The organism is Pseudothermotoga sp. (assembly GCA_025060105.1).
Classification (GTDB): domain Bacteria; phylum Thermotogota; class Thermotogae; order Thermotogales; family DSM-5069; genus Pseudothermotoga_A.
Genome location: JANXCS010000003.1, coordinates 112,702 through 125,825 on the forward strand (window position 1 = coordinate 112,702; position 13,124 = coordinate 125,825).

Consider the following 13,124-nt stretch of genomic DNA (forward strand, 5'->3'; position numbering starts at 1 on the left):
CAGCTGTCCATCACGGTTTGACACTCTGTCTCAGCTTGTCGAGCTGTTCTTGAGGCATGCCGAAGACCGTGCTGACTTTGATTTCACCTTTGAGTATCTTTTGTTCAAGTTCTTTTATTCTGTTTCTGAACTGTTCCGGTACGAGTTCTCTGTAATATTTGTTATCAGCTACACCCACTCCTCCTTCAGCTATTCCGAGCGCTTCCGCTTGACCGTATTTTAACTTGCCTTCCAAATGGAGTTTCAAACCACGGAAGATCGATACATCCACGTTTTTCATCATGGAAGTTACGATGCGTTTAGCGATTTCTTTATCGATGTCTTCGTAGATCAGCGCCTGATCGGAATCAACACCGATTGCCCATCTATCAGCTTCTTTCGCTGCCTCCAGTAGGCCAATACCAGTGTTACCTGCCACGTTGAAAATGATGTCTGCACCTTGTCGGTACATGGCTAAGCTGAGTTCTTTACCTTTCGCCGGGTCGTTGAAGCTACCGACGTATGAGATCAGGACCTTGATGTTCGGATTGACGTATTTCGCACCTTCAATGTAACCCACCAAGAAGTCGTTGATGACGGGTATATCCATTCCCCCGAGGAATCCTATGATGGGCTCAGGGTTGGTTTTTGGCATACCAGATGTGGTGATCAAAGCCGCAAGAGCGCCAACTAGGAAAGAACCTTCGTTTTGTTTGTAGAGAATAGAATAGACATTCTTCAGACCGGGTTTCTTGTAATTTACCGATGTGTCGAAGATGAAATACTTCTTCTCAGGATGCATTGGGGCGATCTCTTCTAAGATCTCTTGCATCTGCCAAGTTCCGACGATGATGATGTCATAATCTTCATCTGAAATGTCTTCCAAATATGGCCTCCAGTTTGCCGGATTGTAACCTGCTTCGATTATCTTACCTTGAACTCCCAGCTCCTTGATGGCCATTTGGATGCCTCTCCCTGCCGAATCAAAGAAAGACTTGTCTCCGAGAGCGCCGTTCAACAAAAGTACCACCTTCAACGGCTTTGCAAAGCTCAGTAAGACCATCAACACCAGCGCAAGGATCAAGAATCTTTTCATCACCACTCACCTCCCTCGATGAGTATTTCTATCGCCTTTATGGCAATTTGAATTGATTTTTCCAACCCCTCTTCGAATTTTGGACCAGCTTGGATGTAACCATCTTCCGAGAGTTCTTCTCTGACCGTTAAGATCGCACCAGTCTTTAGACCTTTGATCCTTCCCACCACGTAGAGTGCACCTATCTCCATCTCTACAGCTAAGACTCCCGCTTTGACGAGCAAGTTTTCTACGTGAGAATGCCTTTCGGGATCGAAATTTCTGCCATAATAAGAATCTGTGGATGCCACCACACCGACGTGATAGCGGTTGTTCACAATCTTTGCGGCTTTCACGAGTGACTGAACCACACTGAAGTCCGCAACGGCAGGATATTCAGGTATGATGTACTGTGCCGTTGTTCCATCCAACCGAACCGCCGCTGTGGCGATCACGCTATCACCGAGTTTGAGATGTTTTTGAAAAGCACCCGTGGTACCGACACGGATCACAACCTTGGCGTTCGTCGTTGCGAGCTCTTCAATGCCTATCGCCATCGCTGGAGCACCCATACCCGTAGACATCACGCTGACTTTTTTCCCGCTGAGGAAACCTGTATAGGTCAGATACTCTCTGTTCTCCCCAACTTTTTTTGGTTCTGAGAGATACTTAGCAACACGCTCAACTCTTCCTCTGTCACCGACAACGATTACGTATTCCCCAACATCTTCAGGGTTCACTCGAATGTGGTATCTTGGATCAACCAAGATCATCTACCTCCCTCTAGGGAGCGAAGTTTTTCGAAAAGAATTTCAAAGAATCTCTCCCTATCGACTTTCAGAAGGATCTCAGCGTTGGGTTGATTACCAGTGGTCCTCCATAGATCGACGACCGTTTGACCGTACGTCAGTTCACCTTTCGTTTCGACGTCCACGAAGTATTCCTTAGATTCAAAAATTTCTGGATGTATCAAATACATCACAGTGCATGGATCGTGCAGAATCGCTCCATCGATGTTGAAAATTTTTTTGTAAGTGGACTTGAAGAACATCAACAAATCTGCAAGTATTTCGAATTTCGGTCCAAAAGTTCTCAATCTGCTCGCTTCAGCCTCCGTCGCCACAACTTGATGGGTCAGATCCAGTGGGGCCATCACTATAGGTATTCCAGATCTGAAAACTATCTTCGCCGCTTCTGGATCGGCAAAGATGTTGAACTCAGCAACGGGCGTGACATTACCAAAAGCGATACCTCCACCCATGAGCACGATCTTGCTCACCCTGTGGGCAAGCTTTGGATACTTCAAAAGAAAGATCGCGATGTTCGTGAGAGGACCGGTCGGTACGAGAACTACTCCTTCGTATTTTTCAACCATATCTGCGATGAAATCAACTGCGTGCATTTTCTCGATCTTTCTCTTCGCCGGTGGGATCTCCGCTCCATCTAACCCAGATTGACCATGTATGTTCGGAGCCACCACGATGTTCCTAATCAAAGGTTTGGCTGCACCAGCGAACACAGGAACGTCGATGTCGAACAAATCCAAGATCCTCCGCGCGTTGTTGGTGGTGTTCTCAAGATACGAATTCCCCACAACCGTTGTAACACCAAGCAATTCGATCTCCTTCGACGCAGCAGCAAGTAATATTGCGAATGCATCGTCATGTCCCGGATCACAATCTAGTACGATTTGCAAACTATTCACCTCCAGAGTTTTCACTGATTGATATTATCATAAGATCATCTGCCATGACAATGAAGGACTTTTCCACGGTATACTCAAAATAGTTCGTGGGAGGTGTTGATCGTGAAGTTCTCACAAATTGTATATCAAAGACCAGACTTTGAAAAACTCGAGCAACAGTTCATGGAATCTTTGGAGAAACTGACCACAGCGAAGAATTTGTCTCAAGCAGTGGAGTCCATTAAGTTCATCAACAACATTAGGAAAAGTTTTATCTCAGCTATGAGTGTGGCAACCATTCGTTACTGCATGGACACGAGGGACGAGTTCTACTCGAAAGAACGAGAATTCTACAACGAGGCCGCTCCTAGAGCGGAAGCGTTACTCTTTCGTTTCTATGAAGCTTTGATCAAATCTAGCCTGAGAGACCAACTCGAGAGAATCTTTGGAACACGGCTTTTCAACATCGCTGAAATGACCATCAAAACCTTTGTACCGGAAATACTTGAAGACCTGATAGAAGAAAACAAACTGTCCAACGATTACGCTAAGCTCATATCCTCAGCCAAAATTCAGTTCGATGGCCGTCAGCTCACTTTACCCCAGCTCAAGGCGTTCGAGATGTCACCCGAAAGAGATGTTCGTAAACGCGCATGTGAAGCAAGATATCAGTTTTTCGCACAGAACGAGAGACAACTGGATGAGATCTACGATCAACTTGTGAAGGTTAGGCACCGAATCGCCACCAAGCTTGGTTTCAAATCCTTCGTACCAGTTGCATACCTTCGGATGAAGAGATCCGATTATTCACCACAGGATGTTAAATCGCTCAGAGACGTTGTTCAAAGGCACGTTGTACCGTTGATTCAAAATTTGAGGAACCAGCAACGAAAAATCCTTCAGATCGATGAATTGAAGTACTACGATCGACCGATCCTTTTGAGAGATGGAAATCCACGGCCCCAAGGTGATCTCCACGAAATTGTCAAGTCAGCCAAAACTATGTACGAACAGATGTCGAAGCACACGAAAGAGTTCTTCGATTACATGTTGGACAACGGTCTGATGGATTTGGAAAGCAGAGAGGGTAAATATCCTGGAGGATTTTGCGATTTCATACCCGATCACGGTATGCCGTTCATCTTCGCCAATTTCAACGGTACCGCACACGATGTCGATGTTTTGACGCACGAGGCGGGTCATGCTTTTCAAGTGTACAGGAGCCGGCACTTTGAAGTACCCGAATACTACTGGCCCACTGCCGAGGCTTGTGAGATTCATTCTATGGGCATGGAGTTTTTCGCCTGGCCATGGTTAGAACTTTTCTACAAAGAACGTGCTGAAGAGGCCAGGCTCGTACATGCTTGGGGTGGTTTGAACTTCATAGCGTACGGCGTGAGTGTCGATGAATTTCAACACGTGGTGTATGAAGATCCGTCCCTCACTCCAGAAGAGCGAAGAAAAGTTTGGCGACAGATCGAAATGAAGTACATGCCTGAGATAGATTACGAAGGTAACCGTTATCTGGAAAGTGGAGGTTTCTGGCAGCAACAAGCCCACATATATGAAAGTCCCTTTTATTACATTGACTATGTCATCGCTCAATTGTGTGCGATGCAATTTTTACAAAAGTTCTTTCAAGATCGAGTCACTGCATTCGATAGATATTTGAAACTCTGCGATCTTGGTGGTAGTTTGTCGTTCTACCAACTGCTCAAAGCCGCTGACTTGGGTTCACCATTCAACGAAGAAGTTGTCAAATCAACTGTCAAATGGCTCTACGATTGGATAGAATCTCGCGTCAATAAATTGAAGAGTTCTCCGTAAGACCTAGCTTTGTTACCCTCAAAGTCTGCTTGAAGTTGATCTAGATCGATCAGTATGAAATCTATTCCCGCATTCTTTGCGGCAAGAAAATCTATGATTGGATCGTCTCCAACGTAAACTGACTCTTTCAAGGGTACCCCACTCTTTGAGGATGCTACGAAAAACATCGTCGGATCAGGTTTTGGCTTACCAGCAACTTCTGAAGTGAGTATAAATTCGAAGAATCTTTCGAGTTTTAAAAGCTTGGCTCTATTTTCTTGCACCATTTGAACCCCGTTGGTGAGCACAGCCATTCTGAATCCGGATGCTTTCATCCTCTCCAAGAACGTTTCTGCTCCCGGTAAGAAATGAGCGGTTTGAGACAATTTTCTCAGATATTGCCACGAAATTTCCTGTGCATCGAGATCAGATCTTCCCAACAGAGAAATGAATTCTTTGAACCTCGCCACAACTATTTCCTCTTTTGAAAAACGACCTTCAGAGAAAAATCTCCACCATTTTTTGTTTATCTCTACATAAGTTTCAATCTCTTTCTCAGTCAGAAACGCTCCATGTGTAGAGAAAACAGCTGTCAAAGCTTCTCTCTCTGATCGAGCAAAGTCCAACAGTGTGCCATCCAAATCGAAGTAAACCATGCGATAGCTCAAGTTCATCATCCCTTCACACTCTGCTCTTTCAGAAACCGTATCACTTCCTCAAAAGATGGAATAGAACTCTGTGCACCGAGTCTTGTGACACTTATTGCGGCGGCCGCTGAAGCAAAACGAAGAGAGTCATAAACATCTTCGGTTTTCTCGTACCAAACAGCGAATGCAGCGTTGAATATGTCACCCGCGGCTGTTGTGTCGACAGCTTTCACTTTGAACGCGTCAAGTTTGTATCTCCCCAGATGCCCAACGAAGAGGCAACCTTTTTCTCCAAGTTTCAATAGAACATTGGAGCATCCCATTTCGAGGAGAGTCTCAGCGGCGGATTCCCCTTGTTTTCCAGTGATCTGTTGAGCTTCAGCCTCGTTGGGAGTTATGATATCGACGTATTTGAAGATTTCCCCATCGATGTTGCTCGCTGGCGCAGGATCAAATATGACGAACTTTCCTTTTTGTTTGAATTTTCTTGCTATCTCCAGGTTCACATCGAACGGTATTTCGTTCTGAAGGAGCAAGATATCGGCGTTCAAAAGTTCGTCGAGATGCTTCTGAACCAATTCGACATTCATTGAAGCGTTGGCACCTGGGAAGATGATTATTCTGTTTTTTCCTTCACGTGTGACCTCAATCATCGCAAAACCGTTCGGAAGCTCGACACGAACAAGGCCTTTCTCAAGGCCAGCATCGAGCAGAGTTTTATACGAAAAATCTCCATTTCCATCGTTTCCTACACACGTTAAAAAGTAGACACTTGCCCCGAGTTTCTTGCAAGCAACCGCTTGGTTGGCACCTTTACCTCCCGGAAAGCGGTTGTAAGAAATGCATCTTTGAGTTTCTCCAGGTTCTGTGAAGTGATCCACGGTCAAAACCAGATCAACGTTGTTACTTCCAACCACTGCGATCATGACTCTCGTCCTCCCGTTCGATCTCTGTAGTTTAATTGTATCTGAAAATGGTGCAGGAGCTGTTCGTCAAAAAGTTGGCAACCCCAACAAAGATTCCCATAGCGAGATACGTTGTCAACCCATACATCGGTTGTGAGCATGGTTGTTTGTACTGTTATGCAAGATTCATAGGTCCTTTCAAGAAAATGGCAGGTGTTTGGGGTAAAGATATCTTCGTGAAAGTCAATGCCGTTGAAATCTTCGAAAGAGAAATGCCACATTTGAAGGGACCGATACTCCTTTCAAGCGTGTGTGATCCATACCAACCACTAGAAGAGCGCTACCAACTGACACGCAGAATTTTAGAACTGATCAACTCTCATTTCAAATCGGCTCATATCCTAACAAAATCGAGCCTCGTTTTGAGAGACATCGATCTCTTGATCGATTCGAATGTAAAAGTCACCATCACCATCACGACCGATGATGATAGAGTCAGACGAATTTTAGAACCGAACGCGAGCCCCATAGAAGAAAGATTTGAAGCACTCTCACAGTTGAAAAGAGCTGGTGTAGACGTATCCGTTTTCGTTGGTCCGATTCTGCCCATGAACCCCGAAAAACTGGCCAGGGAACTGTCGAAATATGTGGACAAGGTATCGATCGATGGGATGAACTACACTTGGCAGGTTGAAAGAATTTACCAAAAATATGGTTGGGCAAGGTGGCTCAGGAAAGAAACCATGAATGCTGTTGCGAACGTGTTCAGAAACTTCCTCGAAGTCGTGTGAATCAGAAATGAAAATTTGCCAAGCTTTTCTCAACCAAGTATTCCATAGCCCCTGTTAGGACAGGGTTATTGGTGGATTTTCTTATCTCGATATCGAAACCATAGAAATTGTCCTTGACCGTTCTTTCAACCTGTGAGAGGATCTTATCGGTGATATTGACTCCCGTTCCTCCGACCACGAAATGTGTCACGTCAAGAGTGGATACCACATTCAAAACTATCGTGGAGAGCAATCTGACAATATCATCTTCGCTGAGATTCTCTTTCTTCAACATCTTCGCGTATGCATCACCAACGGTCTCGAATGGCTCGGTGTTGTAAACGATCCTACCGATCTCTCCAGCGTAACCTCTATCACCGCGGAATATGCTTCTATCGATTATCAAGCCACCGCCTAGCCCTTCACCCATGTGGATGTAGAACATGTTGCTCGTCTCCTTGTCCATTTTCATGAACTCCCCCAGAGCCGATAGATTCGCATCGTTTTCGATGAACACCGGTATTTCTAACGCTGATTTTAAGTAGTCTGCCAATCTCACCGTTTCTAAACCTTTGATCAAACTACTGCTTATCTTGCCAGTCTCTGGATTCATAACTCCAGAGATCGCGACACACATGCCGAGCATCCTCGCTCGGTTGATGCTTTCGAGCAACCGCTTCGATTCTCGCACGATCGATTCGAGGCCAGTATAAATATCTTCACTCAACTCAACGTGGCCAACATCGATCGTTTCCAGTGCACAGTTCATGAGAGCTATTCTGACTCTGTGGCTAGATAGATCAACCACTATTCCTAAAACTGCTTCGGAATCGATTTTCAAGAGCATAGGTGGGCGACCGCCCGTTGAAACACCCAACATTGTTTCTACAACTATCTTCTGGTCGATCAAAGGTTTCAAAAGTTGAGCCACAGTTGAATGACCAACTTGCAGTTTCTTCGCAAGCGCCGCTTTGGATATGGGTTGATGCTTTAAAATTTCTCTGAGCACAACTCTCAAGTTGCTCGACCTGAGGAATGAAGAGTTCCTTATCCTGCTCATCTATCCCACACCAGCTGAATTATATCAAACCGATCGAAGATGTTATGTCACGACTTATTTCAAGACTTGACATAAGAGTTGAAAGGTGATAGATTAAAAATCGGTGAACATCATTTCGAGGGGGTGACGTTATGAAGAGGTTTGTGGCGTTGATTTTAACAGTAGTGGCAATCTACGCATTCTCTGCAACAAAAATAAGGTTTTCGTTCTGGGGTTCACCTGCAGAGCTTCCTCCCTATCAAGAAATCGTGAAGCAATTTCAAGCTGAAAATCCAGACATTCAAATTGAGATCATCAACTATCCTTGGTCAACGTATTTTGACAAGATCCAAGCCATGATGGCCGCTGAGGATGCCCCAGATGTGATGTTCTTACACACGATTCCAAGTTGGGCGGCCAAAGGTGTGCTCGAAGATCTCACACCTTACATTGAGAAATCGAATTTCCCGGTTAAAGCTTACAACCAAGAACTTCTGAGTACGTTCATGTACAAAGGACGCATCTATGGATTTCCACGTGACAACGACACCACTGTGCTCTTTTACAACAGAGATCTGTTCGACGAAGCCGGCGTACCTTATCCTGACTACTCCTGGGATTGGCAGAAATTCTTGGATGCCGCCAGAAGACTCACCAAGAGGGATGCACGCGGTAGAGTGACTCAGTGGGGAGTAGTACTTGAAAGAAACAAGTGGCACTTATGGATACACATGAACGGCGGTAGAATTGTTGATAACTATGACAATCCAACGCGTTGCACACTCAACGAAAGGGCAGCGGTTGAGGCTATCCAGTTCATAGCCGATATGATCCTGAGCTACAAGGTTGCTCCATCGATCGCTGAACTCGCACAGCTTGGCTCAGCTGCCGAACTTTTCACCACAGGTCGTGTGGCTATGGTTTTGACGAACGCCGCTCAAATAAACATGTTCTTGACGAACAAGAACTTGAAGTTCGGGGTTGCCCCACTGCCTTACAAAGTGACGAGAACCAACACGCTCGGTGGTGCTGGTTTCGTCATGTACTCAAAATCCAAGAACAAAGAAGCAGCATGGAAGTTCATGCAATTTCTCTGCGGTCCAAGAGGGCAAGCCATATTCGCCAAGAGTGGAGACGCAGTACCAGCGATGAGAACGCCTGAGACAGTGAAAGCTTTCACGAACAACCCACCAAGTGAACAAGAAAGATTGATATTCTTCACTGAAACGAGCTTCGGTGTCAAGTTCCCACAGATCCCTGGCTGGTGGGAAATATTTGAGTACGTCACTCGAGAATTGGACTACGTTTGGACTGGTCAAAAATCGACGGTTGAAGTGCTTGAATACGTCACTGAAGAAGTGAACAAAATGATAAAGAAATTTGGAACCTGGTGATCCTCGCGCGGTGCGTTTGCACCGCGCTTTCAAAGGAGATGATTGAGTGGTCCAACGCGTCTTTGACGTCCACGTTCATTTCGTGAGCAGAGATGACGAATACACAGAGAGAGTGGAACGTTTATTGGAATATGCTCAAGAATTCAATGTGAAGAAGATCGTTTTGATCGGAAATTTTGGATCCAACCATTTGGTGGAGAGGGCTTTCAAGGAATATCCCGATATCTTCTTGGGTCTCGCACGTATCGACATGGACAGTGAGAAACCAGATATCGTGGACGAATACAAAAACAGGGGGTTTGCTGGTCTGAAAGTCATCCTCACCGCGAAGGACTACGACGATCCTTCTTATTTTCCATTCTACGAGAAAGCCGAACGGAACAACATGGTCGTGCTGTTCCACACAGGCATCATAGGTGGGCCGGTGGATTATCTTCTACAAGAGCGGAGTGCGATGAGTGAATATGAAGACCAAATACAGCAGATACTGAAAGGCAAATCGTCGGCCAGGATGAGATCCATATTCCTTGACACGATAGCCAACACTTTTCCGAAGTTGAAGATCATAGGTGCTCACCTAGGCTGGCCAGAGTACATGGTTTCATGTGCTATAGCGAGATGGAGAAAGAACGTCTTCTTCGATGTTTCCGGTGGAGAGGTGGTGAGGAGACACATCATAGAAGGTAAATACATAAAGAGAGAGATTTCAGTGAGCAAAGTCTTGTTCGGAACCGACAGCAACATCGAAAAGATGCCGACGGAGGTTATTTGCTGGTACGATTCGCTCCGTGCCATGGGCTTGAGTTATGAGGAGATCGATGCGATCATGTACAGCAACGCGGCGAGAATTTTTGATGTGGAGGAATAGTTCGAATGACACTCAGGAAAAAAGAAGCTCTTGCAGCATGGTTTTTCTTATTGCCCGGTTTCGTCGGTTTCACGATTTTCGTTTTTGGAGCGGTGTTGTTTTCTTTGGGCTTGAGTTTCTTCGAGTGGGACATGCTGACCCAACCCACCTTCGTTGGACTAAAGAATTTTACCAGGTTACTTTTTGAAGATAAGACTTTCCACTTGGTTTTCAAGAACACTCTTTGGTTCGTGGTTGGCACAGTTCCAACCCGTGTGCTATTGGGTTTGCTATTCGCACTCATTCTGGTTAGGAACGTTCCAGGTAGAACCTTCTTCAGAGCTGTCGTGTTTTTGCCTGTGATAATACCGACGGTTGCCGCTGCTATGGTTTGGAGATGGATTTTCAACGCAGACTTTGGCCTTCTGAACGATTTTCTCTATCACATAGGGGTTTCAAATCTTCCAAGATGGTTGTCACATCCGAGGTGGGCCCTCACCGCCATCGTGATACTCAGCGTTTGGAAAGATGTTGGGTTCTCAACGGTTCTCTTCATGGCGGGACTACAATCTATTCCTTCCACAGTCTACGAAGCCGCTAAGCTCGATGGAGCAAACAGTTGGAAGATTTTCCTTCACATCACGCTGCCGTTGCTCTCCCCAACCACTTTCTTTGTGATCGTCATCAACGTCATAGCTTCTTTTCAAGTGTTCGATCAAGCTTACGTGCTGACGGGGGGAGGGCCAGGTAACGCAACCAACACGATCGTTTACTACATTTACAACAACGCTTTTCAATGGTTCAGAATGGGTTATGCCGCTGCGGTCGCTTGGATTCTATTCGGCGCAATCTTCATCGCAACGTTCATTCAGTTCAAATATCAAAAAAGGTGGGTATATTACGAATGAGAATCAAAGAAAGAATTCTAAATTGGTTCTTGTTCTCCATAATGGTCTTGGTAGCTTTCTTCATGTTGATTCCTTTCTTTTGGATGTTTTCTACATCTTTGAAGAGTTTAGGGGAAGTGTTCGAATATCCACCCAAATGGATACCGCGTGAACCTCTCTGGGAGAACTACTCCCGAGTTTGGTCGGTCGTTCCGTTTGGAAGGTATCTTCTGAACAGTTTGATCGTTTCAAGCTGTATAACGTTTTTACATCTGCTGGTCGCTTCGCTCAGTGCTTATGCGTTCGCGAGATTGAACTTCCCTGGCAGAGACAAACTTTTCCTGCTCTATCTAGCGACTCTCATGATACCAGGTCAAGTCACGATGATTCCGAACTTCATCCTCATAAAGTTGCTGAGGTTGACCGACACTTACACTGGTCTGATTCTGCCGAACGTTTTCACAGCCTTCGGAGTTTTTCTATTGAGACAATTTTTCTTGACCATACCCAAAGACTACGAAGACGCTGCGAGAATAGATGGTGCCTCGAGGTTTTACATCTATTCTAGAATAATTCTGCCGCTCTCTATCCCTGCTGTGTCCACTTTGGCCATCTTCACGTTCGTGTTCCAATGGAACAATCTCCTCTGGCCACTCGTGGTTGTGAGCAAAGATTCGATGAAGACCATAACTTTGGGGCTTGCAAGTTTTCAAGGCATGTATGGTACCACATGGAATCTGCTCATGGCCGCAGCGATGATGGGTGTGTTACCATCCATAGTGGCATTCCTGCTGGGGCAAAGGTATCTCATAAAAGGTGTGACGCTGACGGGTTTGAAAGCCTAATTCATGTTCAACGCGACATCTTTTCTATAATGTACGCCTTTGAAATGTATTTTTTGAACCTCGCGGTACACCCTTTCCCTAGCTTCTGTGTATGTTTTTGCCGTCGCACAGACGTTGAGCACTCTACCTCCGCTCGTGATGAATCTGCCGTCTACAAGTTTCGTACCAGCATGGAAAATCAGAACCTCAACTAATTCTAAGCCTTCTATGGTGAAACCAACTTCGTAGTCCCCTGGATACCCCGCACTGGCCAGAACAACACACACACATTTTTCATCCAACCAGTCGAGCTTGAGTTTTGACAATTTGCCCTCAACTACAGCGAAACATATTTCACTGAGATTCGTCTTCATTAGTGGAAGTACAACTTGAGTTTCAGGATCGCCAAATCTCGCGTTGAACTCCAACACTTTTGGCCCTTGGTTTGTGATCATGAGGCCGATGTAGAGTATCCCTTTGTAGATGATGCCCTCTTTTTGAAACGCAAGTGAGAGTTTCTCAAGAACGTTCCTTCTCACCATTTCGAAAATTTCTTCGCTGTAATGAGGTGCCGGAGCAACGGCTCCCATACCACCGGTGTTCGGGCCTCGGTCGTGATCGTGAGCTCTTTTGTAATCCATGGCACTCAAAAGCGGTACGAAATCTTCACCGTCACTCAAGACCATCAAGCTCACTTCTCTTCCTGAGAGAAACTCTTCGATGATGATCATCTTTCCAGCCTCACCGAAAATTCGCTTTCTCATGAGTGAATCGATCGCTCGAAGGGCTTCGTGATGATTCAAAGCGATGTAGGTCCCCTTCCCTTGCGCCAGTCCGTCTGCCTTTATCACTATTGGAAATTCGCACGTCTCGATGTGCCTTTCTGCTTGCACGGCGTCATCGAATACTCTGAACCTTGCCGTGGGCACACCGTACTTTTCCATCAGGCATTTAGCGAAAACTTTGCTGCTCTCAATCTTTGCAGCTTTTCTATTCGGTCCGAAAACTTTCAAACCTTTCGCTTCGAACTCATCGACTAAACCTTCCGCGAGGTATGCCTCAGGACCAACCACGGTTAAATCCACACGCTCTTTCAACGCGAGTTCCAATATATCGTGAACCGTTCGCGCATCGAAGCACTTTGCGTTCAACGATATGCCACCGTTTCCTGGGGCACAAAGTATCTCTAAACTTTTTTCTTGCGAAAACTTCCAAACAAGCGCGTGCTCCCGACCACCGCCGCCGACAACCAAGATCTTCATGTAGA

13 protein-coding genes are annotated in these 13,124 nt (G+C 45.6%); 6 read left to right on the forward strand and 7 right to left on the reverse strand.

Annotated features, from left to right (window positions below):
* Positions 1–10: 10 nt before the first annotated feature.
* The 3 genes from NZ875_03950 to NZ875_03960 are packed head-to-tail and all read right to left on the reverse strand — an operon-like array spanning position 11 to position 2,750.
* Positions 11–1,075, reverse strand: a complete 1,065-nt coding sequence (locus NZ875_03950) for a BMP family ABC transporter substrate-binding protein (GenBank protein ID MCS7174890.1) — start codon at positions 1,073–1,075, stop codon at positions 11–13.
* Positions 1,075–1,827, reverse strand: coding sequence for a nucleoside phosphorylase (locus NZ875_03955; GenBank protein ID MCS7174891.1), 753 nt, complete (start codon positions 1,825–1,827; stop codon positions 1,075–1,077). Before NZ875_03955 ends, NZ875_03950 begins: the two co-directional genes overlap by 1 nt.
* Positions 1,824–2,750 (reverse strand): nucleoside hydrolase, encoded by a 927-nt coding sequence (locus NZ875_03960; GenBank protein MCS7174892.1) that lies wholly within the window; start codon positions 2,748–2,750, stop codon positions 1,824–1,826. Before NZ875_03960 ends, NZ875_03955 begins: the two co-directional genes overlap by 4 nt.
* 111 nt (positions 2,751–2,861) lie before the next feature.
* Here NZ875_03960 and NZ875_03965 point away from each other — a divergent pair, with 111 nt between their 5' ends.
* Positions 2,862–4,565: a M3 family oligoendopeptidase gene (locus NZ875_03965; GenBank protein MCS7174893.1), complete on the forward strand. Its 1,704-nt coding sequence runs from the start codon at positions 2,862–2,864 to the stop codon at positions 4,563–4,565.
* On the opposite strand, the gene NZ875_03970 is transcribed toward NZ875_03965, so the two are convergent.
* Entirely contained in the window at positions 4,517–5,218 is a 702-nt protein-coding gene (locus NZ875_03970) for a YjjG family noncanonical pyrimidine nucleotidase (protein ID MCS7174894.1), read from the reverse strand. The two genes, NZ875_03965 and NZ875_03970, sit on opposite strands and share 49 nt — an antisense overlap.
* A complete protein-coding gene (gene rbsK / locus NZ875_03975) occupies positions 5,218–6,117 on the reverse strand; it encodes a ribokinase (GenBank protein ID MCS7174895.1) in 900 nt (299 codons plus the stop codon). The genes NZ875_03970 and rbsK overlap by 1 nt, the downstream gene beginning before the upstream one ends.
* Positions 6,118–6,164: 47 nt before the next feature.
* Here rbsK and NZ875_03980 point away from each other — a divergent pair, with 47 nt between their 5' ends.
* A complete protein-coding gene (locus tag NZ875_03980; GenBank protein MCS7174896.1) occupies positions 6,165–6,887 on the forward strand; it encodes a radical SAM protein in 723 nt (240 codons plus the stop codon).
* A 1-nt stretch (position 6,888) separates the two neighbouring features.
* On the opposite strand, the gene NZ875_03985 is transcribed toward NZ875_03980, so the two are convergent.
* Entirely contained in the window at positions 6,889–7,926 is a 1,038-nt protein-coding gene (locus tag NZ875_03985) for an ROK family protein (protein ID MCS7174897.1), read from the reverse strand.
* Positions 7,927–8,057: 131 nt separating this feature from the next.
* On the opposite strand from NZ875_03985, the gene NZ875_03990 reads away from it, so the two are divergent.
* From NZ875_03990 to NZ875_04005, 4 genes are read left to right on the forward strand one after another with little or no spacing between them, the layout of a single operon-like run.
* Complete coding sequence (locus NZ875_03990) at positions 8,058–9,299, forward strand: sugar ABC transporter substrate-binding protein (GenBank protein MCS7174898.1); 1,242 nt, start codon at positions 8,058–8,060, stop codon at positions 9,297–9,299.
* A gap of 46 nt (positions 9,300–9,345) precedes the next feature.
* Complete coding sequence (locus tag NZ875_03995; protein MCS7174899.1) at positions 9,346–10,167, forward strand: amidohydrolase family protein; 822 nt, start codon at positions 9,346–9,348, stop codon at positions 10,165–10,167.
* 5 nt (positions 10,168–10,172) lie between these two features.
* Positions 10,173–11,054: a sugar ABC transporter permease gene (locus NZ875_04000; protein MCS7174900.1), complete on the forward strand. Its 882-nt coding sequence runs from the start codon at positions 10,173–10,175 to the stop codon at positions 11,052–11,054.
* Positions 11,051–11,878 (forward strand): carbohydrate ABC transporter permease, encoded by an 828-nt coding sequence (locus tag NZ875_04005; GenBank protein ID MCS7174901.1) that lies wholly within the window; start codon positions 11,051–11,053, stop codon positions 11,876–11,878. The genes NZ875_04000 and NZ875_04005 overlap by 4 nt, the downstream gene beginning before the upstream one ends.
* On the opposite strand, the gene purD is transcribed toward NZ875_04005, so the two are convergent.
* Positions 11,875–13,119: a phosphoribosylamine--glycine ligase gene (purD, locus tag NZ875_04010; GenBank protein ID MCS7174902.1), complete on the reverse strand. Its 1,245-nt coding sequence runs from the start codon at positions 13,117–13,119 to the stop codon at positions 11,875–11,877. The two genes, NZ875_04005 and purD, sit on opposite strands and share 4 nt — an antisense overlap.
* Positions 13,120–13,124 lie beyond the last annotated feature (5 nt).

Excerpts from the sequence above, each read along its gene's own strand:
- NZ875_03980 (MCS7174896.1), top strand. The coding sequence starts at position 6,165 with ATGGTGCAGGAGCTGTTCGTCAAAAAGTTGGCAACCCCAACAAAGATT.
- NZ875_03990 (MCS7174898.1), top strand. The coding sequence starts at position 8,058 with ATGAAGAGGTTTGTGGCGTTGATTTTAACAGTAGTGGCAATCTACGCA.
- purD (MCS7174902.1), bottom strand. The coding sequence starts at position 13,119 with ATGAAGATCTTGGTTGTCGGCGGCGGTGGTCGGGAGCACGCGCTTGTT.
- NZ875_03985 (MCS7174897.1), bottom strand. The coding sequence starts at position 7,926 with ATGAGCAGGATAAGGAACTCTTCATTCCTCAGGTCGAGCAACTTGAGA.
- NZ875_03970 (MCS7174894.1), bottom strand. The coding sequence starts at position 5,218 with ATGAACTTGAGCTATCGCATGGTTTACTTCGATTTGGATGGCACACTG.
- NZ875_04000 (MCS7174900.1), top strand. The coding sequence starts at position 10,173 with ATGACACTCAGGAAAAAAGAAGCTCTTGCAGCATGGTTTTTCTTATTG.
- NZ875_03955 (MCS7174891.1), bottom strand. The coding sequence starts at position 1,827 with ATGATCTTGGTTGATCCAAGATACCACATTCGAGTGAACCCTGAAGAT.
- rbsK (MCS7174895.1), bottom strand. The coding sequence starts at position 6,117 with ATGATCGCAGTGGTTGGAAGTAACAACGTTGATCTGGTTTTGACCGTG.
- NZ875_03950 (MCS7174890.1), bottom strand. The coding sequence starts at position 1,075 with ATGAAAAGATTCTTGATCCTTGCGCTGGTGTTGATGGTCTTACTGAGC.
- NZ875_04005 (MCS7174901.1), top strand. The coding sequence starts at position 11,051 with ATGAGAATCAAAGAAAGAATTCTAAATTGGTTCTTGTTCTCCATAATG.